This is a genomic window from Leclercia sp. W6 (assembly GCF_003336345.1).
Classification (GTDB): Bacteria; Pseudomonadota; Gammaproteobacteria; order Enterobacterales; family Enterobacteriaceae; genus Enterobacter.
The window spans coordinates 2,818,129-2,842,412 of sequence record NZ_CP031104.1 but is presented as its reverse complement, the minus strand read 5'-3'; the positions used below and the strand labels follow the sequence as shown (position 1 = coordinate 2,842,412).

The 24,284-nt window shown below is 55.7% G+C and carries 19 protein-coding genes and 2 pseudogenes; 10 read left to right on the top strand and 11 right to left on the bottom strand.

Features of this window, described 5'->3' with window-relative positions:
* The first annotated feature begins 11 nt into the window (after positions 1 to 11).
* Together aceF and lpdA are read left to right on the top strand one after the other, a co-directional pair.
* A complete protein-coding gene (gene aceF, locus DVA43_RS13920; protein WP_114315882.1) occupies positions 12 to 1,928 on the top strand; it encodes a pyruvate dehydrogenase complex dihydrolipoyllysine-residue acetyltransferase in 1,917 nt (638 codons plus the stop codon).
* Between the two features lie 199 nt (positions 1,929 to 2,127).
* Complete coding sequence (lpdA, locus tag DVA43_RS13915; RefSeq protein ID WP_103178294.1) at positions 2,128 to 3,552, top strand: dihydrolipoyl dehydrogenase; 1,425 nt, start codon at positions 2,128 to 2,130, stop codon at positions 3,550 to 3,552.
* A 55-nt stretch (positions 3,553 to 3,607) separates the two neighbouring features.
* Here lpdA and DVA43_RS13910 read toward each other — a convergent pair.
* Together DVA43_RS13910 and DVA43_RS13905 are read right to left on the bottom strand one after the other, a co-directional pair.
* Positions 3,608 to 4,401 (bottom strand): annotated as a pseudogene (locus tag DVA43_RS13910) (DUF2950 family protein).
* Positions 4,402 to 4,411: 10 nt separating this feature from the next.
* Positions 4,412 to 5,947 carry a DUF3300 domain-containing protein gene (locus DVA43_RS13905; protein WP_114315881.1) on the bottom strand — a complete coding sequence of 512 codons (1,536 nt, stop codon included), beginning with the start codon at positions 5,945 to 5,947 and terminating at the stop codon, positions 4,412 to 4,414.
* A gap of 890 nt (positions 5,948 to 6,837) precedes the next feature.
* Here DVA43_RS13905 and acnB point away from each other — a divergent pair.
* Entirely contained in the window at positions 6,838 to 9,435 is a 2,598-nt protein-coding gene (gene acnB / locus DVA43_RS13895) for a bifunctional aconitate hydratase 2/2-methylisocitrate dehydratase (protein WP_114315880.1), read from the top strand.
* Between the two features lie 157 nt (positions 9,436 to 9,592).
* Entirely contained in the window at positions 9,593 to 9,955 is a 363-nt protein-coding gene (gene yacL, locus DVA43_RS13890) for a protein YacL (protein WP_103178299.1), read from the top strand.
* 30 nt (positions 9,956 to 9,985) lie between these two features.
* Here the strand turns inward: yacL and speD are convergent, their stop codons facing one another.
* From speD to DVA43_RS13875, 3 genes are all read right to left on the bottom strand, one after another.
* Positions 9,986 to 10,780, bottom strand: a complete 795-nt coding sequence (gene speD, locus DVA43_RS13885) for an adenosylmethionine decarboxylase (protein WP_103181029.1) — start codon at positions 10,778 to 10,780, stop codon at positions 9,986 to 9,988.
* A gap of 5 nt (positions 10,781 to 10,785) precedes the next feature.
* Complete coding sequence (gene speE, locus DVA43_RS13880) at positions 10,786 to 11,643, bottom strand: polyamine aminopropyltransferase (RefSeq protein ID WP_103178300.1); 858 nt, start codon at positions 11,641 to 11,643, stop codon at positions 10,786 to 10,788.
* Positions 11,644 to 11,753: 110 nt separating this feature from the next.
* Positions 11,754 to 12,101, bottom strand: a complete 348-nt coding sequence (locus tag DVA43_RS13875; protein WP_103178301.1) for a YacC family pilotin-like protein — start codon at positions 12,099 to 12,101, stop codon at positions 11,754 to 11,756.
* A 145-nt stretch (positions 12,102 to 12,246) separates the two neighbouring features.
* Here DVA43_RS13875 and cueO point away from each other — a divergent pair.
* Positions 12,247 to 13,796, top strand: a pseudogene (gene cueO / locus DVA43_RS13870) (multicopper oxidase CueO).
* A gap of 84 nt (positions 13,797 to 13,880) precedes the next feature.
* Here the strand turns inward: cueO and DVA43_RS13865 are convergent.
* Complete coding sequence (locus DVA43_RS13865) at positions 13,881 to 16,271, bottom strand: glucose/quinate/shikimate family membrane-bound PQQ-dependent dehydrogenase (RefSeq protein WP_103823274.1); 2,391 nt, start codon at positions 16,269 to 16,271, stop codon at positions 13,881 to 13,883.
* A 205-nt stretch (positions 16,272 to 16,476) separates the two neighbouring features.
* Here DVA43_RS13865 and hpt point away from each other — a divergent pair, with 205 nt between their 5' ends.
* Positions 16,477 to 17,013 (top strand): hypoxanthine phosphoribosyltransferase, encoded by a 537-nt coding sequence (gene hpt, locus DVA43_RS13860; protein WP_103178304.1) that lies wholly within the window; start codon positions 16,477 to 16,479, stop codon positions 17,011 to 17,013.
* Between the two features lie 76 nt (positions 17,014 to 17,089).
* On the opposite strand, the gene can is transcribed toward hpt, so the two are convergent.
* Entirely contained in the window at positions 17,090 to 17,752 is a 663-nt protein-coding gene (can, locus tag DVA43_RS13855) for a carbonate dehydratase (protein WP_103178305.1), read from the bottom strand.
* A gap of 107 nt (positions 17,753 to 17,859) precedes the next feature.
* Here can and DVA43_RS13850 point away from each other — a divergent pair, with 107 nt between their 5' ends.
* From DVA43_RS13850 to DVA43_RS13835, 4 genes are all read left to right on the top strand, one after another.
* Positions 17,860 to 18,786, top strand: coding sequence for an ABC transporter ATP-binding protein (locus DVA43_RS13850; protein ID WP_103178306.1), 927 nt, complete (start codon positions 17,860 to 17,862; stop codon positions 18,784 to 18,786).
* Entirely contained in the window at positions 18,783 to 19,553 is a 771-nt protein-coding gene (locus DVA43_RS13845; protein ID WP_103823275.1) for an ABC transporter permease, read from the top strand. Before DVA43_RS13850 ends, DVA43_RS13845 begins: the two co-directional genes overlap by 4 nt.
* 105 nt (positions 19,554 to 19,658) lie before the next feature.
* Positions 19,659 to 20,099, top strand: a complete 441-nt coding sequence (locus DVA43_RS13840) for a PTS sugar transporter subunit IIA (protein WP_114315879.1) — start codon at positions 19,659 to 19,661, stop codon at positions 20,097 to 20,099.
* 62 nt (positions 20,100 to 20,161) lie between these two features.
* Entirely contained in the window at positions 20,162 to 21,409 is a 1,248-nt protein-coding gene (locus DVA43_RS13835) for a polysaccharide deacetylase family protein (RefSeq protein WP_114315878.1), read from the top strand.
* 2 nt (positions 21,410 to 21,411) lie between these two features.
* On the opposite strand, the gene DVA43_RS13830 is transcribed toward DVA43_RS13835, so the two are convergent.
* From DVA43_RS13830 to DVA43_RS13815, 4 genes are read right to left on the bottom strand one after another with little or no spacing between them, the layout of a single operon-like run.
* Positions 21,412 to 22,521: a fimbrial protein gene (locus DVA43_RS13830; RefSeq protein ID WP_114315877.1), complete on the bottom strand. Its 1,110-nt coding sequence runs from the start codon at positions 22,519 to 22,521 to the stop codon at positions 21,412 to 21,414.
* The gene (locus DVA43_RS13825; RefSeq protein ID WP_114315876.1) at positions 22,514 to 23,101 is read right to left on the bottom strand and encodes a fimbrial-like protein; all 588 of its coding nucleotides are present in this window, start codon (positions 23,099 to 23,101) and stop codon (positions 22,514 to 22,516) included. Before DVA43_RS13825 ends, DVA43_RS13830 begins: the two co-directional genes overlap by 8 nt.
* A 27-nt stretch (positions 23,102 to 23,128) precedes the next feature.
* Positions 23,129 to 23,683, bottom strand: coding sequence for a fimbrial protein (locus DVA43_RS13820; RefSeq protein WP_114315875.1), 555 nt, complete (start codon positions 23,681 to 23,683; stop codon positions 23,129 to 23,131).
* A 24-nt stretch (positions 23,684 to 23,707) separates the two neighbouring features.
* Positions 23,708 to 24,277 carry a fimbrial protein gene (locus tag DVA43_RS13815; RefSeq protein WP_114315874.1) on the bottom strand — a complete coding sequence of 190 codons (570 nt, stop codon included), beginning with the start codon at positions 24,275 to 24,277 and terminating at the stop codon, positions 23,708 to 23,710.
* Positions 24,278 to 24,284: the final 7 nt, after the last annotated feature.

The window sequence follows — 24,284 nt, the reverse complement described above, 5'->3', positions numbered from 1 at the left end:
GTAAAAGAATAATGGCTATCGAAATCAATGTACCGGACATCGGGGCTGATGAAGTTGAAATCACCGAGATCCTGGTCAAAGTAGGCGACAAAGTTGAAGCTGAACAGTCGCTGATCACCGTAGAAGGCGATAAAGCCTCTATGGAAGTCCCGTCTCCTCAGGCTGGCATCGTTAAAGAGATCAAAGTCTCTGTTGGCGATAAAACCGAGACGGGCAAACTGATCATGATTTTCGATTCCGCCGACGGTGCAGCAGCTGCTGCACCTGCGCAGGAAGAGAAGAAAGAAGCCGCTCCGGCCGCCGCTGCTCCAGCAGCTGCCGCGAGCGCGAAAGAAGTGAACGTGCCTGACATCGGCGGTGACGAAGTTGAAGTCACTGAGATCCTGGTGAAAGTGGGCGATACCGTTGCGGCTGAGCAGTCTCTGATCACCGTAGAAGGCGACAAAGCCTCTATGGAAGTGCCAGCGCCGTTCGCCGGTACCGTTAAAGAGATCAAGATCAACACCGGTGACAAAGTCTCTACCGGCTCCCTGATCATGGTCTTCGAAGTGGCGGGTGCTGAAGGCGCTGCGGCTCCAGCGAAAGCGGAAGCTGCTCCGGCTCAGGCTGCTGCTCCAGCTGCGGCTGGCGGTGCGAAAGAGGTTAACGTACCGGACATCGGTGGTGACGAAGTTGAAGTTACCGAAGTGATGGTGAAAGTGGGCGACAAAGTTGCCGCTGAACAGTCACTGATCACCGTTGAAGGCGACAAGGCTTCTATGGAAGTGCCTGCGCCATTCGCCGGTACCGTTAAAGAGATCAAAATCAGCACCGGCGACAAAGTCTCTACCGGCTCCCTGATCATGGTCTTCGAAGTGGAAGGCGCTGCGCCTGCTTCTGCTGCCGCTGCTGCGCCAGCACCTGCTGCTGCGCCAGCACCTGCTGCTGCACCGGCTCAGGCTGCTAAACCGGCTGCGGCTCCGGCTGCTAAAGCGGAAGGCAAATCTGAGTTCGCTGAGAACGACGCTTATGTCCACGCGACTCCGCTGATTCGTCGCCTGGCGCGCGAATTCGGTGTGAACCTGGCGAAAGTGAAAGGAACTGGCCGTAAAGGTCGTATCCTGCGCGAAGACGTTCAGGCTTACGTGAAAGAAGCGGTTAAACGCGCTGAAGCGGCACCTGCTGCTGCCACCGGTGGCGGTATCCCGGGCATGCTGCCTTGGCCGAAAGTGGACTTCAGCAAGTTCGGCGAAATCGAAGAAGTGGAACTGGGCCGTATCCAGAAAATCTCTGGTGCTAACCTGAGCCGTAACTGGGTGATGATCCCGCACGTTACCCACTTCGACAAAACCGATATCACCGATCTGGAAGCGTTCCGTAAACAGCAGAACGCCGAAGCTGAGAAGCGTAAACTGGACGTGAAATTCACCCCAGTGGTCTTCATCATGAAGGCGGTTGCTGCGGCTCTGGAACAGATGCCACGCTTCAACAGCTCCCTGTCCGAAGATGGCCAGAAGCTGACGCTGAAGAAATACATCAACATCGGTGTTGCGGTTGATACGCCAAACGGCCTGGTTGTTCCGGTCTTTAAAGACGTGAACAAGAAGAGCGTTACCGAGCTGTCTCGTGAACTGACCACCATCTCCAAGAAAGCGCGTGATGGTAAGCTGACTGCCGGCGAAATGCAGGGCGGCTGCTTCACCATCTCCAGCATCGGCGGCCTGGGTACCACCCACTTCGCGCCGATCGTGAACGCGCCGGAAGTGGCGATCCTGGGTGTCTCCAAGTCCGCGATGGAGCCGGTGTGGAATGGCAAAGAGTTTGTGCCGCGTCTGATGATGCCAATCTCTCTCTCCTTCGACCACCGCGTGATCGACGGTGCTGATGGTGCGCGCTTTATCACCATCATCAACAACATGCTGAGCGACATTCGCCGCCTGGTGATGTAAGTAAAAAAGCCGGCCTGACGGCCGGCTTTTTTCTGTTAATCTCATGCAGTTCGTGAGGTTATTGGCGAAAGCGGAAATTCGTGAGCCGTTTGTTGTTTCAAAATTGTTAACAATTTTGTAAACTGCGGGCGGATAGAACGTCCCGGTGGATGAAGGGCGACAAAGTACCTGGACCGCCGGAAATCAATAAGAGGTCATGATGAGTACTGAAATCAAAACTCAGGTCGTGGTACTTGGGGCAGGCCCGGCAGGTTATTCTGCTGCCTTCCGTTGCGCTGATTTAGGTCTGGAAACCGTCATCGTAGAACGCTACAACACCCTGGGTGGTGTTTGTCTGAACGTCGGCTGTATCCCTTCTAAAGCGCTGCTGCACGTAGCGAAAGTTATCGAAGAAGCTAAAGCGCTGGCTGAACACGGTATCGTCTTCGGCGAGCCGAAGACCGATATCGACAAAATCCGTACCTGGAAAGAGAAAGTCATCAATCAGCTGACCGGCGGTCTGGCGGGTATGGCTAAAGGCCGTAAAGTGAAAGTGGTTAACGGTCTGGGTAAATTCACCGGGGCCAACACCCTGGAAGTGGAAGGCGAAAACGGCAAAACCGTGATCAACTTCGACAACGCGATCATCGCGGCGGGCTCCCGTCCGATCGAACTGCCATTCATTCCACATGAAGATCCGCGCGTGTGGGACTCCACCGATGCGCTGGAGCTGAAAGAAGTACCAAAACGCCTGCTGGTTATGGGCGGTGGTATCATCGGTCTGGAAATGGGTACCGTTTACCATGCGCTGGGTTCAGACATTGACGTGGTTGAGATGTTCGACCAGGTTATCCCGGCTGCTGACAAAGACATCGTTAAAGTCTTCACCAAACGCATCAGCAAGAAATTCAACCTGATGCTGGAAACCAAAGTGACTGCCGTTGAAGCGAAAGAAGACGGTATTTACGTTTCCATGGAAGGCAAAAAAGCCCCTGCTGAAGCGCAGCGTTACGACGCGGTGCTGGTGGCGATCGGTCGTGTGCCGAACGGTAAAAACCTCAATGCAGGTGCAGCGGGCGTGGAAGTTGACGACCGTGGTTTCATCCGTGTTGATAAACAGCTGCGCACTAACGTGCCGCACATCTTTGCTATCGGCGATATCGTCGGTCAGCCAATGCTGGCGCACAAAGGTGTTCACGAAGGCCACGTTGCCGCAGAAGTTATCGCCGGTATGAAGCACTACTTCGACCCGAAAGTGATCCCATCTATCGCCTACACCGAGCCAGAAGTGGCATGGGTCGGTCTGACCGAGAAAGAAGCGAAAGAGAAAGGCATCAGCTACGAAACCGCCACCTTCCCGTGGGCTGCTTCTGGCCGTGCTATCGCTTCCGACTGCGCAGACGGTATGACCAAACTGATCTTCGACAAAGAGACTCACCGCGTGATCGGTGGTGCAATTGTCGGTACCAACGGCGGCGAGCTGCTGGGTGAGATCGGTCTGGCGATCGAAATGGGCTGTGACGCTGAAGACATCGCGCTGACCATCCACGCTCACCCGACTCTGCACGAGTCTGTTGGCCTGGCGGCAGAAGTGTTTGAAGGCAGCATCACCGACCTGCCAAACGCGAAAGCGAAGAAGAAATAATTTTCTTCCGGCATGAAAAAAGCGGCTCCTGAGCCGCTTTTTTTATTCTGAAAACCTACTGCGCGACCTGCTGCCAGCGATCGTCTGGGTTATACGTCGGGATCGCTTTCGCTTCCTCCGCTGACTTCTCGCCCAGATTCGCCTGCCAGACCCGATCGTCGCCGTTGATCATAAAGCTCATTACCCCGGTCTCGCCGTAGCTCACTGGCCAGGCGATCATCGCAAAGCCTGATTGACTGTCCGGCAGAATACGGAAGTGATAGCCGTGATACCCCTGACCAGGCTCTTTCGGGCTGAAGGCCGGGCCGAGCGGGCTGGGCGCTTCGCCAGGCTGCCCAGGCCAGTAGAGGCCATCTTTTTGCCCTCGCTGCTGACAATCTTCTGCGCATAGTGCGTGGTAAGCGCGTAATAGCGCTCCTGCGCATCCACATAGGCATGCAGCGCTTCGATGGCGGCCAACTCGTTGCGTCCAATCTCGCGGGTCAGGATCGCTTCGGCCCCCTCCTTGATATCGAATTGCCAGCCAGCAGCGGTTTTGACAACCGGGATCGGCAACTGCCAGTCGCTGTTTCCCACCACAAGATGTGCCGTATTACCCTCGATGATCGTATTGTGCCGGACTTTCCAGTCACGCAGGAAGCGATCGACGGCATCAGGCTCGACCCCTTCAGGTGGCAGAAAAGCGCGCCAGTTATCCCCCAGCAGATTATTCATTGCGCTTTCATTTTGCTCCCGGATGGCGCTTGCCAGGGCATCGGTCGCCTGGTCGGGCGTGTTGAAGGATTGCTGCGCCATCGTCGTGGCTGAAACCATGAACAACACCATTCCACAGAGTAGTTTGCTTTTCATGTCGGCTCCCTTAACGATGACGGAATTCACGGTGTTCAGTCCGCCCGGCAGGCATCTGCCGTAGCTGCTGATGTTGGGCTGCTATCTGTCTGCTCTGCGCCCCGCGCTGCTGTTGCGCTTGCCAGCTGGCGGAACGGCTGTCGTTGCCGCTTAACGCATTTGCGCGGGTGGGCAAGGCGTGTACTCTGCGCTGTTGCGCAGGGTGTGAAACCCGTTTCTCTTGTCCCTGGGTTGTTATCTGATGCCGCATGGTTGCTCTGTGTGTGGTGTGCGGCTGGGTATCGTAGCCACGGAAGTTGTTGCGTTGAGATAGCTGTTTTAACTGTTGATTTGAGACCTGACGCTGCGTATCTCTGTTTCCGGAATGGACTGTCTGTGGGAAGGTCTTGCCCGTCGACTTCTCCATTTGGCTCAGGGCAGCCTGACGCTGGCTATCGCGATTGACCAGTTTTTGTTGTGTGGAACTGAGCCCCGTTACTGTATTTGTGGTGTGAAAACGGTTGTTAAGCGGGTTCGTCGGATAGGGCACGTTCTCACGGTAGGCCGGGTTATGCTGCCAGGTGCGGTTAGCGTCAGTCAGATGCTCGCCACTTATCTTATTGAAATTATTTACATTGATATTGATATTATTATTACCGTTGCGGTTATAGCCGTCGTGATGATCCCAGTCATCATCGTGGTGATGGTGATCCCAGTCGTCGTCGTCCCAGTCAATATTGCTGAAGATGGCGTAGGTTGTTGCTACCCCCAGGCTAAAGCCTAACCCTTTAACCAGGCTGTTGGTAAATTGCTCGCCAGGAGAAGGAGGCAAATAGACCGGCGGATAGGCGGTGTTCGGCCAGGTGCCGTATACGGTATTAGGGTTATAGGTGGGGACGTAAACCACCTGCGGATCGGCCGATTCTATCTTGATCACCGTTGGGTTTGTCGGAGGGGTATATGTGTCCGACTCGCGGGTGGTGGTTTTAGCGGGCGCAGGTTTTGTCACGGTGGTGACAGTCTGCTGGGGCGTCGATTGTAATGCCCCGGTTTGCTGCGCCAGCAAGCGCAGACGTTGAACGGAGTCCATCACATCCTTCGGCTGAGCGAGGAACGCATCGCCCAGGTTTTGTACCCACGGCGGATTTTCGCCCATTAGCGACATCAGCTGCGGGAAGGCGACCAGCGATTTTACGCTGGGATCCCAGGGTTGCCCTGCAACGGCCTGTATCGCGGCATCCCCCTGCATACGTGGGTTGTCACGGGACCACTGGGCCGCCTGTATCACGTTCGTCGGATAGGTCGCCGCCATTAGGATCTGCGACAGCAGGGTGTCGGGATAGAGGGCGATGGGCGCCACCCACTGGTCGATTTGCGCGGCGGTATAGACCACCGGGGCTGGCTGCGCGGGAGCAGGCACCGGTGCGGCTTGCGCTGTCGGCGCGGGCTGTGGTGGCTGAGTGAGGGTCTCCGGCGCGCGGCTGTTTACGTAGACGACGCCAGATGCGGCTAACAGCCCGGCGCTACACAGGAGAACAAGCAGATGTGGCTTAAAGGGCAACTTCATAATGAGACTCCGACGAAAGCGAGGCCGTGAGGCATTTACGTTGTCGCGAGTATAGGCACCCGGGGATGACTTTTTTGACTTAAACTGGGAACCGTGCCGAATGACCGGATAAAGAGTGTGAGCAGTTATTACACAGATTATACCGGATAGCGAAAAACGCGCCGGGATTTCAAATGGCCGCTCTTGCGAGCGGCCAGCAGCTAGTTGCCGAGGTTAATGACAAACAGCACTGTGATGTCGGATATGCTCCAGCCACCGTGCAGCGCGGTAAGCAGTAAACCGGTCACAACGATCAGCGCATAGATTCGCATCTCCATTGCGTGCGTTCCTTTGCAGGCTACGCGGGTTCATTCTCCACCGGGAAAGGCAGAACCAGGCAAATTGGGACTTTGCCACGTAGGTTACGGAACTGCTCCCGGGCCCGGTGACTGGTTGCTACACCAGCGAAGCAGGCCGATACAAACAATAGCGGATTAATATTTTGCTCAGAAGCGGAAAGAGACAATGAGATGCGGCTTCATCCGAAATTGGATAACGCTACGCAAAAGTGAGTGACAGAGTTGCAAATGAGCAGGGCTGGTAGCAAAATCTTTCTCGTTGGGACTTTGCCGCAAATCTGCCAACCCGGTGTGCTACCACCGCAAGGCAACAAACTAACCGCCTCAGGGCGGTTTTTTTGTGCCCGAAATTTGTACCGCCTCGCTGCTATACCATGCTTAACGATTCAGCAAACAATTTAATGTTGCTTTTTTGTAAACGGATTAACACTGTCTGAAAATCCTGCTATGCTGCCCGACGCGGTATCGGGCATATACCCTACAAACTGCTGTCTCACAGGAGCGTGAAGAGAACGCCCGCCGCATATGACAATGAGAGCGAGGAGAACCGTCGTGCTAGAAGAATACCGTAAGCACGTAGCAGAACGTGCCGCCGAGGGGATTGTACCCAAACCGTTAGATGCAACCCAAATGGCCGCGCTCGTCGAGCTGCTGAAGAATCCGCCAAAAGGCGAAGAAGAATTCCTGTTAGATCTGTTGATCAACCGCGTACCGCCAGGCGTAGATGAAGCTGCCTACGTAAAAGCCGGTTTCCTTGCTGCGATTGCCAAAGGCGAAGCAACGTCCCCACTGGTTACTCCTGAAAAAGCCATTGAACTGCTCGGCACCATGCAGGGTGGTTATAACATTCATCCGCTGATTGATGCCCTGGACAGCGACACGCTGGCGCCTGGCGCCGCCAAAGCCCTGTCCCACACGCTGCTGATGTTTGATAACTTCTACGACGTAGAAGATAAAGCCAAAGCGGGCAACAGCTACGCGAAGCAGGTGATGCAGTCCTGGGCCGATGCCGAGTGGTTCCTGAGCCGCCCTGCGCTGGCGGAAAAAATGACCGTTACCGTCTTCAAGGTGACTGGCGAAACCAACACCGATGACCTCTCTCCGGCCCCGGATGCCTGGTCACGCCCGGATATCCCACTGCACGCCCTGGCGATGCTGAAAAACGCCCGCGAAGGCATTGAGCCGGATCAGCCAGGCGTTGTCGGCCCGATCAAACAGATCGAAGCCCTGCAGAAAAAAGGCTTCCCGCTGGCGTACGTGGGTGACGTAGTCGGTACCGGCTCTTCCCGTAAGTCCGCGACCAACTCCGTGCTGTGGTTCATGGGTGATGATATCCCACACGTGCCGAACAAACGTGGCGGTGGCCTGTGCCTCGGCGGCAAAATCGCGCCAATCTTCTTCAACACTATGGAAGATGCGGGCGCACTGCCAATTGAAGTGGATGTCTCTAACCTGAACATGGGCGACGTGATTGACGTTTACCCGTTCAAAGGCGAAGTGCGTAACCACGAAACCAACGAGCTGCTGGCGAGCTTCGAGCTGAAAACCGACGTGCTGATCGACGAAGTGCGTGCCGGTGGCCGTATCCCGCTGATCATCGGTCGTGGCCTGACCACCAAAGCGCGTGAAGCGCTGGGTCTGCCGCATTCAGACGTGTTCCGTCAGGCAAAAGACGTGGCGGAAAGCAACCGTGGTTACTCTCTGGCGCAGAAAATGGTTGGCCGTGCATGCGGCGTAGCCGGTATCCGTCCGGGTGCGTACTGCGAGCCGAAGATGACCTCCGTGGGCTCTCAGGACACCACCGGTCCAATGACCCGTGACGAACTGAAAGACCTGGCGTGTCTGGGCTTCTCGTCTGACCTGGTGATGCAGTCCTTCTGCCACACCGCGGCCTATCCGAAGCCGGTTGACGTCACCACGCACCACACGCTGCCAGACTTCATCATGAACCGCGGCGGTGTCTCCCTGCGTCCGGGCGACGGCGTGATCCACTCCTGGCTGAACCGCATGCTGCTGCCGGATACCGTCGGTACCGGTGGTGACTCCCACACCCGCTTCCCGATTGGTATCTCCTTCCCGGCGGGCTCCGGTCTGGTGGCCTTTGCTGCCGCGACCGGCGTGATGCCGCTGGACATGCCGGAATCCGTTCTGGTGCGTTTCAAAGGTAAAATGCAGCCGGGCATCACCCTGCGCGACCTGGTGCATGCGATCCCGCTGTACGCCATCAAACAGGGCCTGCTGACCGTTGAGAAGAAAGGCAAAAAGAACATCTTCTCTGGCCGCATTCTGGAGATCGAAGGTCTGCCGGATCTGAAAGTGGAGCAGGCGTTCGAGCTGACCGATGCCTCCGCCGAGCGTTCCGCTGCGGGCTGTACCATCAAGCTCAACAAAGAGCCGATTATCGAGTACCTGACCTCCAACATCGTGCTGCTGAAGTGGATGATCGCTGAAGGCTACGGCGACCGCCGTACCCTGGAGCGTCGTATTCAGGGCATGGAGAAATGGCTGGCAGATCCGCAGTTGCTGGAAGCTGACGCCGATGCAGAATATGCCGCGGTGATCGAGATCGACCTTGCTGACATCAAAGAGCCAATCCTCTGTGCGCCGAACGACCCGGACGATGCGCGTCTGCTCTCTGACGTTCAGGGCGACAAGATCGACGAAGTGTTCATCGGCTCCTGCATGACCAACATCGGTCACTTCCGTGCTGCCGGTAAACTGCTGGATACCCATAAAGGCCAGCTGCCAACCCGTCTGTGGGTGGCGCCGCCAACCCGTATGGATGCGGCTCAGCTGACGGAAGAGGGCTACTACAGCGTGTTTGGTAAGAGCGGGGCGCGTATCGAAATCCCTGGCTGTTCCCTCTGTATGGGTAACCAGGCGCGCGTGGCTGACGGTGCGACGGTGGTCTCCACCTCTACCCGTAACTTCCCGAACCGTTTAGGTACCGGTGCAAACGTCTACCTGGCCTCTGCGGAGCTGGCGGCGGTAGCAGCGCTGATTGGTAAACTGCCAACGCCGGAAGAGTACCAGACCTTCGTGTCGCAGGTAGATAAGACCGCGGTGGATACCTATCGCTATCTGAACTTCGACCAGCTCTCTCAGTACACCGAGAAAGCGGACGGGGTGATCTTCCAGACGGCGGTGTAATCAACGCCTCATTGCCCGGTGGCTCGACGCTTACCGGGCCTGTCAAACCCATCGCCCACGCGGTGGGTTTTTTATTTTCATTCCTTCCACCCGTTCGGCTTTTTTTCTTCCCCGCTGCTGCGATAATTACTGCAAGAGCTTTGTAGAGGAAAATACTATGGATTACGAATTTCTGCGTGATATCACCGGTGTGGTGAAAGTGCGGATGTCTATGGGCCACGAGGTGGTCGGTCACTGGTTCAACGAAGAAGTAAAAGAGAACCTGGGCCTGCTCGATGAAGTAGAACAGGCTGCGCGCACGGTCAAAGGCAGTGAGCGATCCTGGCAACGCGCCGGGCATGAATACACGCTGTGGATGGATGGCGAAGAGGTCATGGTTCGCGCCAATCAGCTGGAGTTTTCCGGCGACGAGATGGAAGAGGGGATGAGCTACTACGATGAAGAGAGTCTGTCGCTGTGCGGCGTAGAGGATTTTCTGCAGGTGGTGGCGGCCTACCGCGAATTTGTGAAGCAGAAATAGTATCAGGAGCATCCCTGCTCCTGACGCATCTTATACGGTCGCGATATTGCGGCCGTAGTAAATTTCGCGCATCTCTTTCCACAGCAGGTCAGTAATGACCTTGCGCTCATCTTCGCTTAAATCTTCCGGCCGGGTATGGAACATGTAGTGCTTCAGGTCGAACTCCTTAAGCAGCATCTTGGTATGGAAGATATTCTCCTGATAAACATTCACATCCATCATGTCATACAGCGCTTTCATGTCTTCGGACATGAAGTTCTGTATGGAATTAATTTCATGGTCGATAAAGTGCTTCATGCCGTTGATATCACGAGTAAAACCGCGCACACGGTAGTCAATGGTCACGATATCGGACTCAAGCTGATGAATTAAGTAATTGAGCGCGTTAAGCGGGGAGATCACGCCGCAGGTCGACACTTCAATATCGGCGCGGAAAGTACACAGCCCACCTTCAGGATGGCTCTCCGGGTAGGTATGTACGCAGATATGGCTTTTATCGAGATGGGCAACCACCGCTTCCGGCAGCGGACCGGGGTGCTCCGTATGGTCGATAAGGGTGGGATCGACGGGCTCCTCGCTGACCAGAATGGTGACGCTGGCGCCCTGGGGTTCATAATCCTGACGCGCAATGTTCAGGATATTGGCGCCAATGATAGAGCAGGTTTCTGACAGGATCTCGGTCAGTCGGTTGGCGTTATAGAGTTCATCGATATAGGCGATATAACCATCGCGCTCTTCCGCCGTTTTTACATAGCAGATATCGTAAATACAAAAACTCAGGCTTTTGGTCAGGTTGTTAAAGCCATGCAGTTTCAGCTTTTTCAATTCGTTCACCCCCTCAGAGCATCGTGCAAATATTGCGGTAAGGCAAAGGCTGCGGTATGGACGGCCGGATTGTAATAGCGGCAGGTCAGATTCGCCTGCTGGAAGCGCGCCTGAATGATGCCGGTGGAGAGATGGCGCAGGGCATCGTTGTCCGTCGCCCAGGCAAAGGTCATGACTCCGCCGTAATAGGTCGGGATCGCCGCCTGGTAGAAGCTGACGTCGGTAAAGTAGTGGCTCAGCTTGCGGTGGCTGTCGATGGCCTCGTCCTGCTGCAGGAAGCAGACGCCGTTCTGGGCAACGAAGATACCGCCAGGGTTCAGGCAGCGTTTGCAGCCTTCATAGAACGCCGAGGTAAAGAGGCTCTCGCCGGGACCAATCGGATCGGTGCAATCGGAGATGATCACATCGAAGGTCTGCGTCGTCTGGTTAACAAAATTGACGCCGTCGTCGATCACAAGCGTAAAGCGCGGATCGTCGTAGCTGCCAGCATTGTGGTTCGGCAGGTACTGGCGGCAGAAAGAGACGACGCCTGCGTCAATCTCGACCATGGTGATGCTTTCAATGGATTTATGGCGGGAGACTTCGCGCAGCATAGCGCCGTCGCCGCCGCCGATGATCAGCACATGTTTCGCATTGCCGTGTGCCAGCAGCGGGACGTGAGTCATCATTTCATGATAAATGAACTCGTCACGCTCGGTGGTTTGCACCACGCCATCCAGCGCCATCACCCGGCCAAAGGCCGCGTTTTCGAAAATGATCAGATCCTGATGATCGGTTTTCTCATGATAGAGCACGTTATCAATGGCAAAGTACTGTCCAAAATGGTCATGCAGCGTTTCATGCCACATATTTTTTTCGGCCATGGGATGATACCTCCTTTGTTAACACCCGCATAAAACGGGGGCAACATCATAGCTAACTATGACCGTGGTTGCACGGTCATAAATTCAGCAAAGGGGCATCGGGTAGGGATTTACTTAACGTAGGCAAGGAGGCTCAGCGAGTCGCGAGCCAGGGCTTTACATTTCTTTGCTGTGGGAATGCCGATGCCGCTGAGATCGCGGTAGCTGTCTTCACCGAGGGTTTTCATGTCAAAACTGTCGTAGTTGCTCAGATCCCACTGGTTCTGTTGAGCAAAAAAGACCAGGGCGCGGCGAATCTGACCGTTGGGTAAATTTTGATAGCCGCAGTCGTTTTTCAGGAATACGAACACCGCCGTTAAATCCGCCATATCTTCGGCTTCATTTTCACTCAGCGCATAGCTGTTTGCGCAACTAATCATCAGGGTGCTGAACAGAATTGTTCGGAAAAACGTCTTCATTGCTTCTACCAATACGTCACGGAAATTCAACGTTAGCACACTTCCCGTCGGCACGACGATCTTTATTATTGCGGCTTTTCTTGACCTTCCGGCAAGGGGAGGGTTTATGCTCAGGCGAATGACTGCTGCGAATAAGGAGATGAACATGCAACGCCGTGATTTTTTAAAATATTCTGCCGCACTGGGCGTCGCCAGTGCGCTGCCCCTATGGAGCCGCGCGGCCTTTGCCGCCGAGCGGCCTGTTCTGCCGATCCCGAATTTACTCACGCCCGATGCACGCAATCAGGTGAATCTGGTGGTGCAGGCGGGGAAAACCGCCTTTGGTGGGCACAACGCCACCACCTGGGGCTACAACGGCAACCTGCTCGGCCCGGCCATTCAGCTACGCAAGGGAAAAGCGCTGACCGTTAACATCCACAATACCCTGAACGAAGAGACCACCGTCCACTGGCACGGTCTGGAAGTGCCGGGCGAGGTAGACGGCGGACCGCACGGTATCATTAAGCCCGGCGGCCAGCGGACGGTGACCTTTACTCCGGATCAGCGGGCGGCAACCTGCTGGTTTCACCCCCATCAGCACGGTAAAACCGGTCATCAGGTGGCTATGGGGTTAGCCGGTCTGGTACTGATTGAGGATGATGAGAGTCGTCTGCTGCGCCTGCCAAAGCAGTGGGGCATCGACGATGTTCCGGTGATTGTGCAGGACAAGAAATTTACCGCCGACGGGCAAATTGACTATCAGCTGGATGTGATGAGCGCCGCGGTGGGCTGGTTTGGCGACACGCTGCTGACCAACGGGGCGATCTACCCGCAGCACAATGCCCCGAAAGGGTGGCTGCGCCTGCGCCTGCTCAACGGCTGTAACGCTCGCTCAATTTCGCCGCCAGCGATAAGCGTCCACTCTATGTCGTCGCCAGCGACGGCGGGCTGCTGGCTGAACCGGTAAAAGTGACCGAGCTGCCAATGCTGATGGGGGAGCGTTTTGAGGTGCTGGTGGACATCAGCGACGGCAAGCCCTTTGACCTGATAACCCTGCCGGTAAGCCAGATGGGGATGGCGGTGGCGCCGTTCGATAAACCGCAGCCGGTGCTGCGCATTCAGCCGCTGCTGGTGACCGCGTCGGGCGTATTGCCGGACACCCTGACCACGCTGCCCGCTCTGCCGTCGCTGGAAGGAGTGACCCAGCGCAAACTCCAGCTCTCCATGGACCCGATGCTCGACATGATGGGCATGCAGGCGTTAATGAAGAAGTATGGCGACCAGGCGATGGCGGGGATGCATCATGGCCAGATGAAGGGCCATATGAATCATGGTCAGATGGTTGGAATGGATCACAGCATGCATGGGTTCGATTTCCATAACGGCAACCGGATCAATGGCAAAGCCTTTGATATGCACACGCCACAGTTTGCCGCCGCTAAAGGGCAGTATGAACGTTGGACGATCTCCTGGGAAGGGGACATGATGCTGCATCCGTTCCATATTCACGGCACCCAGTTCCGCATCCTGACGGAAAATGGCAAAGCGCCAGCGGTACACCGTGCAGGCTGGAAGGATACGGTGCGCGTCGAGGGCGGAGTGAGCGAGGTGTTAGTGAAGTTCGATCATGACGCGCCGAAAGAGTATGCCTATATGGCGCACTGCCATCTGTTAGAGCATGAAGATACCGGGATGATGCTCGGATTCACGGTATAAAAAAGCCGGGTGGCGGCGTCGCCTCACCCGGCCTGGATAGCGTACCCATAGGCCCGGTAAGCGCAGCGCCACCGGGCTTTTTAGTTACTTACTTTCGTCAGGTAACGCATACGCGACAATATAGTCGCCCATCTTCGTCCCAAACGAACCATGACCCCCCGCAGAGATGACAACGTACTGCTTGCCATTCACTTCATAGGTCATCGGTGTGGCCTGTCCACCCGCAGGCAGACGGCCCTGCCACAGTTTTTCACCGTTGCTCATGTTGTAAGCGCGCAGATAGTTATCGGCGGTGGCGGCGATAAAGAGCACGTTACCAGCGGTGGAGATTGGACCGCCCAGCATCGGCATACCCATATTGAACGGCACCGGGATCGGCATCGGGAACGGCATGCTGTCCTGTGGCGTACCAATACGTTTTTTCCAGACGACCTGATTAGTTTTCAGATCCAGCGCAGAGATATAACCCCATGCAGGCTGTTTACACGGCAGGCCAAACGGAGAGAGGAACGGGTTCAGCGTCACGCCATACGGCACGCCGTACTGCGGCTGAATACCGGATTCCGTACCGGTGCCCTGGGCGTCTTTCGGCTGTTCCATCGGGTTGCCCGGGCCGCGTGGGATCAGTTTAGAGACAAACGGCAGTGCCATCGGGTTGGCAATCGCCACCTGACGGTTCGGATCCACGGAGATACCGCCCCATTCGAACATCCCCAGGTTACCCGGGAACACCAGCGTGCCCTGCTCGGATGGTGGGGTGAAAATGCCTTCATAACGCAGCTGGTGGAACATCACGCGGCACACCAGCTGGTCGAACATGGTGGCGCCCCACATGTCCGCACCGCTGAGATCTTTCTTCGGACGGAAGCTCAGATCGGAGAACGGCTGGGTTTTGGTAACGTAATCGCCTTTCGCCGCGCCCTGCGGAACCGGTTTTTCCGGTGCCGGCACGACCAGCTCGCCGTTACGACGGTCCAGCACAAAGATATTACCTGTCTTCGCCGGGGCGTAGATCACCGGTACGGTTTTACCGTTGACGGTAATGTCTGCCAGCGTCGGCTGGGACGGCATGTCCATATCCCACAGATCGTGGTGAACGGTCTGGTAGCTCCAGGCCAGTTTACCGGTGGTCGCATTCAGCGCCAGGACAGAGCTGGCATAACGCTCCTGCTCTGGCGTGCGGTTGCCACCCCAGATATCTGGCGTGGTGACGCCCATCGGCAGGTAGACCAGGTCCAGCTTCGCGTCATAGGCGGCTGGCGCCCAGGAGTTTGGCGAGTTGAAGGTAAAGGTGTGTTCATCCGACGGGATAGCGTTTGGATCTTTCGCACCCGGATCGAAGGCCCACAGCAGCTTACCAGTGTTGACGTCAAAACCGCGGATCACGCCGGAGGTTTCGCGAACGGAGAAGTTATCCGTTACCGAACCGGCAATCACGATGGTTTTATCGGTGATGATTGGCGGTGAAGTAGGTTCATACAGACCCGGGGTCTGATCCGGCATGTTGGTCTGCAGGTTCAGCACACCTTTGTTGGCAAAGGTTTCGCACAGCTTGCCGGTTTCGGCGTTAATGGCAAACAGACGACCGTCGTTTACCGGCAGCATGATGCGGCGCGGACAGTCGGCGATCACCTCCGGGCTGGCGTTATCGGCGCGTGCTTCGTGGTAAGAGACGCCACGGCAGGTCACGTGCTGGAACTGGTTGTTGGTTTTAAGCTGCGGATCGAAGTGCCATTTCTCTTTACCGGTGGCCGCGTCAAGCGCGAACAGACGCTGGTGCGCCGTACACAGGTAGAGCATGTTGCCCACTTTAATTGGGGTCACTTCGTTGGTCAGTTCACCCGGATCGTTCGGCATCTTGAGATCGCCGGTACGGAATACCCAGGCTTCTTTCAGGTTTTTCACGTTGTCCGCGTTGATCTGCTTCAGCGGGGAGTAACGCTGACCTTCCTGATTACGGCCATAGGCAGGCCAGTCACCATCTGCCACGTCGGAGATCGCCGCCGCAGGCGTAGATTCCGCATTCAGGGTACCTTTCACCTCCTGCGGATCGTTAAAGCCAGCCCAGGTCAGGATGCCACCGCTAATCAGCAGCGCCACGACCAGGGCGGCAACCGCACCGCTGGAGCGCACAAGCAGGCGACGCCAGACGAAAGGCAGGATCAGCCAGATACCGAAGAAGACCAGGATGTCGCTACGCGGGGTCAGGGCCCAGAAGTCGAAGCCGACCTCCCATACGCCCCAGATCATCGTAGCCAGCAGCAGGGCCGCATAGAGCCACAGTGCCGATTGTTTACTGCGCCAGAGAAGCAGGGTGACGCCGAGCATAACCACACCTGCTACCGGGTAGTACCAGGAGCCGCCAATGGCTACCAGCCAGACCCCGCCGATTAACAGATACAGTCCGCAAAATGCAGCGAACAGGGCTGTTAGCCTCACGAGTAAACGTGAATGTTGATTTTTTGTTTCCGCCATAAAAGACACTCGATAAGTTTGTTAATTATTTAGTAGCAATTAATTATAGGACTTAACAAGTGTGATCGGAATCACAAATATGGCTTTTGTGAACTCATGCGCCAGGAGGATCCATTTGCTGGTATACTTCAGGGCTTATGAAGCGATGCCGGACGCGAATCCATAGGCATTGATAAATTCGTTATAAAATCATACGGTTAGTAAAATGAAACATACTGTTGAAGTGATGATCCCTGAAGCGGAGATCAAAACGCGTATCGCCGAACTGGGTCGTCAGATCACCGAACATTATAAAGACAGCGGTAGTGAGATGGTGCTGGTGGGTCTGTTACGCGGTTCCTTCATGTTTATGGCCGATCTCTGCCGCGAAGTGCAGGTCTCCCATGAAGTCGATTTTATGACCGCCTCCAGCTATGGCAGCGGCATGTCGACCACCCGTGATGTTAAAATTCTCAAAGATCTGGATGAAGACATTCGCGGCAAAGATGTTCTGATTGTGGAAGACATCATCGATTCCGGTAACACCCTGTCAAAAGTACGCGAAATTCTCAGCCTGCGCGGCCCTAAATCGCTGGCGATTTGTACCCTGCTGGATAAACCGACCCGCCGCGAAGTGGATGTTCCCGTAGAGTTTGTCGGTTTCTCGATCCCGGACGAATTTGTGGTGGGCTACGGGATTGACTACGCGCAGCGCTATCGCCATCTGCCGTATGTCGGCAAAGTGGTGCTGCTGGACGAGTAAGGCGGGTATTGCCCGGTGGCGCTACGCTTAACGGGCCTGCGGACTAAAAACGGCAACTTGCGTTGCCGTTTTGCGTTTACTTGTGGTTAACGTGCTTCTGGGTCAGGTTAGAGACACCCTGACGGTAGCGTTGCTCCAGAGTTTCCCGGTTGGTGGCGGTCACTTCCAGATCGCGCAGCAGGCCATCATGAATGCCATACGCCCAGCCGTGGATCGTCACTTTTTGCCCGCGTTTCCACGCCGACTGCATAATGGTGGAGTGGCCGAGGTTGTAGACCTGTTCCATCACGTTCAGCTCGCACAGGGTGTCCAGGCGGCGCTCCTGCGGCATTTGCCCCAGCAGTGAGCTATGTTTGAACCAGATATCACGAATGTGCAGTAGCCAGTTGTCGATAAGGCCCAGTTCCGGATTTTCAACCGCTGCCTGCACGCCGCCGCAGCCGTAGTGACCACAAATGATGATGTGTTCGACTTCCAGAACATCCACCGCATACTGCACCACGGAGAGACAGTTCAGGTCGGTGTGGATCACCAGGTTCGCAACGTTGCGGTGAACAAAGAGTTCGCCAGGTTCAAGGCCGGTAAGGCGTTCAGCCGGAACGCGGCTGTCGGAGCATCCAATCCAGAGAAAGCGTGGTTTCTGCGACTGAGACAGTTTCTCAAAAAATCCGGAATCTTCTTCCAGCAGCATCTTTGACCATAGTGCGTTATTGCTGATGAGTGTATCTATGTCATTCATGGAGGCTAACGGCCTGTAACCGAGTGATTGCGTTGCGCTACTATAGGGTAACCCGACTTTTAATGAAACCACACAACGTGTGTCAGAACTATAGGTAAGTTTATTTCATGGCGATTGCACTTGAGCTTGAGCAACTTAAAAAAACCTATCCGGGCGGCGTCCAGGCGCTGCGCGGAATAGATCTCAAAGTAGAAGCCGGTGATTTTTATGCGCTTCTGGGGCCTAACGGGGCAGGTAAATCCACCACCATCGGTATCATCAGCTCGCTGGTGAACAAATCCTCCGGCCGGGTGAGCGTGTTTGGCTACGATCTCGAGAAAGATGTGGTCAACGCCAAACGCCAGCTGGGGCTGGTGCCGCAGGAGTTTAACTTCAATCCGTTTGAGACCGTACAGCAGATTGTGGTCAACCAGGCGGGTTACTACGGCGTGGAGCGCAAAGAGGCGGTCGCGCGCAGCGAAAAGTATCTTAAGCAGCTCGATCTGTGGGAAAAGCGTAACGAACGTGCGCGGATGTTGTCCGGCGGCATGAAGCGTCGTCTGATGATTGCCCGCGCCCTGATGCACGAGCCAAAGCTGCTGATCCTCGATGAACCCACCGCCGGGGTGGATATCGAGCTTCGCCGCTCAATGTGGAGCTTTTTGAAGGACTTAAACGACAAAGGCACCACCATTATCCTCACCACCCACTATCTGGAAGAGGCTGAGATGCTCTGTCGCAATATCGGCATCATTCAGCACGGCGAGCTGGTGGAAAACACCTCAATGAAAGATCTGCTCTCCAAGCTGAAGTCAGAGACGTTCATTCTCGACCTGGCGGCAAAAAGCCCGCTGCCGAAGCTGGTCGGCTATCAGTATCGTCTGGTGGATACCTCCACGCTTGAAGTGGAAGTGCTGCGCGAGCAGGGGATCAACAGCGTCTTCAGCCAGCTGAGCGAGCAGGGGATTCAGGTATTAAGTATGCGTAACAAAGCAAACCGACTGGAAGAGCTCTTCGTCTCGCTGGTCCATGAGAAACAAGGAGATCGCGCATGATGCAGCTTTACTGGGTGGCGCTGAAAAGTATCTGGGCCAAAGAGATCAACCGTTTCATGCGTATCTGGATCCAGACCCTGGTTCCGCCGGTGATCACCATGACTCTCTACTTTATTATCTTCGGCAACCTGATTGGCTCGCGCATCGGCGAGATGCACGGCTTTACCTATATGCAGTTTATCGTGCCGGGCCTGATCATGATGGCGGTCATCACCAACGCCTACGCCAACGTGGCGTCGTCGTTCTTCAGCGCCAAGTTCCAGCGCAACATTGAAGAGCTGCTGGTGGCGCCGGTGCCTACCCACGTCATCATCGCCGGTTACGTCGGAGGCGGGGTCGCGCGCGGCCTGTGCGTCGGGATTCTGGTCACCGCCGTTTCGCTGTTCTTTGTGCCGTTCCAGGTGCACTCCTGGCTGTTTGTCGGCCTGACGCTGTTGCTGACGGCGATACTGTTCTCCCTGGCAGGGCTGCTGAACGCGGTATTCGCCAAAACCTTTGACGATATCAGCCTGATCCCGACCTTCGTCCTGACGCCGCTCACCTACCTCGGTGGGGTCTTCTACTCCCTGACGCTGCTGCCGCCGTTCTGGCAGGGGCTGTCACACCTGAACCCCATCGTCTATATGATCAGCGGCTTCCGCTTTGGTTTCCTCGGTATTTCCGATGTGCCGCTGGTGACCACCGTTGCCGTGCTGGTGATCTTTATCGTTGCCTTCTATCTGCTGTGCTGGAATCTGATCCAGCGCGGACGCGGGCTGCGTAGCTAACCATCAGGCCCGGCGGCGTTCTGCTGCCGGGCCGCTTTATTGACCACCGTCACCCCCATACCTTATCTCTCCCGCTACACTACCCCTTTCTGATGAGAGGTGACGATGCTGGGTTGGGTAATCACGTGCCATGACGAACATGCACAGGAGATAGCGGAGAAGCTCGCCGTCCGGTTTGGGCCGCTGGTGCAGTGCCAGGTGGTCAATTTCTGGCGCGGCTTAAGCTGCAATATGCTCAGCCGTATGTTGTGTGATGCCCAGCACCATGCCGACAGCGGTGATGGGGTGATCTTCCTGACCGACATCTCCGGCGCAGCGCCCTATCGCGCAGCAGCGCTACTCAGCCATAAGCATGAGAATTGCGAAGTGATCTCCGGGATAAGCTATTCGCTGCTGGAGATGATGTACCCCCTGCGTGAAACGACCGACAGCGCCAGCTTTCGTAACACCATCGTGGCCCACGGCGCGCCGGACGTCAGCAGCCTTTGGCACCAGCAGCAGAAAAACCCGCCCTTCGTTCTGCTGCATGGACCGGAGAAATATTAAGCATTGGTATTACTGGCGCTTTTGCTACAATGTCGTCCGATTTTCGTACTGAATAACTCTCTATGTTCTCGCGTATTTTTCTTCTGCTTCTGCTGCTGGTTTCCGGCGGCGCTTCTGCCAGTCTGCTAAGCCAGCAAGGGGCTACGGCCCGTTATATGCAAACCACCGAAGATGCCACCATCTGGGCGCAGGTAGGTAACCGCGTCGTGACCGTCGGCAATGTGCGCGCCGGGCAGATCATCGCCGTTTCTCCCACCCCGGCGGATTACTATGAATTCCGGTTTGGCTTTGGCACCGGTTTTATCGACAAAGGGCATCTGGGCGAAGTGCAGGGCAAACAGCGGGTGGAGGATAGCCTGGGCGATCTGAACAAGCCGCTCAGCAACCAGAATTTAATTACGTGGAAGGATACGCCGGTCTACAACGCCCCCAGCGTCGGCAGCGCCCCGTTCGGTACGCTGGCAGATAATCTGCGCTATCCGATCCTCAATAAACTCAAGGATCGCCTGAATCAGACGTGGTATCAGATCCGCATCGCTAACCGCCTGGCCTGGGTCAGCAGTCTGGATGCGCAGGAAGATAATGGCCTGCCGGTGCTCACTTATCACCATATCCTGCGCGATGAAGAGAACACCCGTTTCCGCCACACCTCAACCACCACCAGCGTACGCGCTTTCAATAACCAGATGACCTGGCTGCGCGACCAGGGCTACACCACGCTGACGATGTATCAGCTCGAAGGTTATGTGCGTAACAAAATGAACCTGCCCGCCAGGGCAGTGGTGATCACCTTTGACGACGGCCTGAAATCGGTCAGCCGCTACGCCTGGCCAATCCTCAGGCAGTACGGCTTTCACGCCACGGCGTTTATCATCTCCTCACGGATCAAAGCGCATCCGCTGAAGTGGGATCCAAAGACGCTGCAGTTTATGAGCATTTCCGAGCTGCGGGAGATCCAGGATGTTTTCGACGTGCAGTCGCATACCCATTTCCTGCACCGGGTGGACAATAACCGCCATCCGATCCTGCTCAGCCGCAGTTACCATAACATTCTGATGGATTTCAAACACTCCCGCCGCGCGCTGGCGCAGTTTAACCCGCACGTGCTGTATCTCTCCTACCCGTTTGGCGGTTACAACGATAATGCGGTAAAAGCGGCGAATGATGCAGGGTTTCACCTTGCCGTAACGACCGTGCGGGGCAAGGTGAAGCCAGGGGATAATCCGTTTCTGTTAAAACGGCTCTATGTTCTGCGCACTGATTCGCTGGAGACCATGTCGCGGATGATCGGCAACCAGCCGCAGAGCTAAGGCTATTCGTAATTAAGCATAAAGGTGGCGGCGGCGTTAAAGTCCCCCGCCTTGATAGTTTGCCCATCCCGCTTGAGCTGCGCTGAAAAGTTAAGGCTCTCCTGGGAGGACCAGTCATTTGTACGATCGTAAACCGCGCTGGTGGAGCCATCCGGCTTCATATTAATATTCTTATCAGTATTGATAACGTTCACGCCGACACCGGCAGCGCTGCCGCTGCTTTTACCGAGCAGGGCGCTATCAGGGGAGATATAGGCGCTGGTCATCTTCACCGACAGCTTAGGGGTATAGCAGTTCTCAAGAGTCAGCGAGAAAGGGTACACCTGTGTCTGGTCCTGCCTTACTTCGCTGGCAAAGTAGTCCCCAAGCGCCACGTTATTATTCGTCACGCTATCGCCCTGGGCTACCCCCAGCGAGCAGCTGCTGGCAGGCACGGTGAACGTAAGCGTCGAGGCGATACTGACAAACGTGATGATCGGCTGGCTGCTGGGCCCAATCTGGAAGCGCGCCAGCGTACCGCTCAGCGAGCCCCCTGTCGGCACCCCTTCCTGCGGTTTGAAGTCTGGCGTAACCCAGAGCACCATTTTTAACCGCCACTGCGTATCGGAGCCTTCCCAGGGAAAGCCGTCGCTACTGGAAGGGAAGACGTTATCCGTGCCGTCACTGCCCTTCAGGAACAGCGACAGGTTAGGGTGAGCGCTACCGCTGCCGCAACCGTCGGATGTCGAGCAGATTAACTCGAGTGAATAGTCGATGCCCGGCACGCTGGTTTTTATCAGCGCATTGCCCTCCGGGGTGGTGTATTTACTGTCGAGGCTGGCGCCTGCGGCATTAATAAAATGGACCGAGTTATCCCACGGCTCTGCCGATTTACAGCCCACGGGGTTGGTGCCGCGAAACTGAATGATAAAGGTGTAGCTCGCGCCAAGCTCGGTCGGGGTAGTGACTTTGGTGGGGTTAAGCACCAGCTGTGGCGAATCCCCGACAATATAGGTCCCTTCGGCGCTGGTGTTGATGAAACAGCTCTGGTCGGCCAGGGCCGGGCGCAGGATAAACAGCCCTAACAGTAACAGCAGCGTGCGGATCATCTGGTTGCCTCTTCGTTTATTCATAAGTCACACTCACCAGCACATTGCTGGTCACTCTGCCTGAACTCACCTCGCCGGTATTCTGGTAGCGGGCATAAAAGGTGTACCAGGTCAGGTAGTTGTCGGCTGACTGGCTGGAGGCGTTGTTAAAAATCACGTCTGAAGTCCCATCGCTTTGCAGCACATTTTGATGGCTGGCTTCGGAAAAGATGACGACGCCGACATTTTTTGCCCCTTCTGGCGCATTTTCGCGTTCGTTAACAAAAACCTGTTTTTGCGATGCAATTCCCCGGGATTGCGGACGAAAAGTGAAATGCAGCGTATTATCTTTGCCCAACGTGTTGCCGCCACAGTCCGTTACCTGCACGGTGAATTTTTTACCGCCTGCGTCATCCGTGGGTTTAAAACGATCGCTGCCGTCGGGGTTATAAAACCAGCTGCGCGGCACCACTGACAGCTGAATATTTCCCCCTTCAGGCAGGCTTAACTCGCACGTGTTAGTCATGATTGATGCTGACAGCGTGACATCAATTCCCGTCGTATCGGCAAAGCCGGGAACGGAAAGTGAGGCGAGAATCAGTGCCAGTAATGAATAGATACGCATCGCCCGCTTCACCTCCTGCAGTGCGGCTTACTGATAGGTTACCGTGAAGGTCACGGGTGAGGTCACGGTACCGGTAGTGACATCACCGATGGTTTTATCGTCAGCGATAACGATCCGCGCGTTCATATCCAGGCTACCGCTGCCCGGCGTCAGCTTCACTACCTGCGCTACTGGGTTTTTGCAGCTGAGCTGCGTCTCCGCGCCGGCCGTTCCCTTCCAGATCTCAAAGGCGACATTATGCGTGGCGCCAAACTTATCGCTGGTGGCGGTTGAGCAGGCACCGCCTGCACCCGGCGTGGCGGTGACTTTTGCGGAAACCACCCCTGAACAGTTGGTGAAATTGATTTTGAACGCTTCGACGCGGCTTTTGTTAATCAGATCGGATTTAAAAACATCGCCAAAGTTGATGTCAGTTGCGTCTTCCCCTGCGGCATTCTTTACGCTGGCGTTACAGGTGCCAGGAATGATGGTGGTGACGAAGGTCGCGGTCAGCGAACTGGTGCCCTTAATTTCCGCGCTGGCAAGGGTAGAAAATAGCCCGCAACAAAGCGCCAGAGTGAAAATTGCAGCGTGATGTTTCATGGTCTTGTTCCTCACTCGGCCGGGTTATTCATAGGTGAAGTTAAAGATTGCCAGGGTTTTGAATTCCCCTGTCGTCGCGCCGCCAGACAGGGTTTCCACCAGGAATGCGGTCAGGTCCACCTGTTTATTGAGGATTTCTTCTGGCGTCCATACCAGGCGCTTGCTGTCGTCGTTGGAATTAATTTCGAACGGGGAGCCGGTGGCGGAGGTACGGGCGATGGAAAGCCCGACGTTTTCAGCGCCGCCTGCGGCTTTGGTGATGCTATTGTCCAGGGCAGTACTCATCGTCGAGGCGGTGCCGCTAATGCTGGTTTTTAATGTGCTCAGGCTGGACGGGCATTCAGTGATGACCAGTTTGAAGGGGCTTTGGATATTGCCGCCTGCGATGTAATCGACACGGGTCTTACCATCGGTACCCAAAAGGATGGTGTTGTTAGCGCCATCGCCAGTGCCTCCGTCGATCTTAATATCGCAGGTGGTTTCGCGAATGTTGGCGCTGAACGTGACATCCAGATTTTCTGCGGCAGCGGCATACCCGCTAAGAAGCGCAATCAACGTGAAAGCGCATCGCAGTGTATTGGTCAGAGGGTTCATATAATGG